The 412-nt window shown below is 63.6% G+C and carries 1 pseudogene; it reads right to left on the reverse strand.

The window, feature by feature from the left end:
• Positions 1–395: pseudogene (locus EN850_RS33815) on the reverse strand (hypothetical protein); the annotation flags it as partial.
• Positions 396–412: the final 17 nt, after the last annotated feature.

The following is a 412-nucleotide window of genomic DNA, read 5'->3' on the forward strand; positions in this document are numbered from 1 at the left end:
TCGGGATCGCTGCTGGTCTTCTCCTTCGGGTCAGTTGCCGCGAAGTCCCAGCGCCTAACCTTGCGCGCTGCCAGAATGGCCGGCGTTGCTTCCACGACTTCGAACCATTCCCGCTTGAATGTGCCGCCATCGCGCGGAGTGGGCCGCTGCTGATACTGGCCGGCGTAGGCATAGTTGCCCTTTGCGCGCTTCAGCCGCTCCACCTCGGCGCGGGGGAAGCGCTCAGGAAACAGTAGCTCGCCGTCGACTGTGCGCGGATCCTCGAAGAACAGCTTTCCGTCCACATACGTGCGGCATGGGCCGCCGGTCTTCTTTCCGTCCTTGTTCACCCGCTCCGCCTCGAACTCCATCGGCAGATTCAGGTGGACGAAGCCCAGATCCAGCTCCATGGCCACGGCTGCAACGTCCTGCT

Origin of the sequence: Mesorhizobium sp. M8A.F.Ca.ET.207.01.1.1 (assembly GCF_004794715.1) — a bacterium.
Classification (GTDB): Bacteria; Pseudomonadota; Alphaproteobacteria; order Rhizobiales; family Rhizobiaceae; genus Mesorhizobium.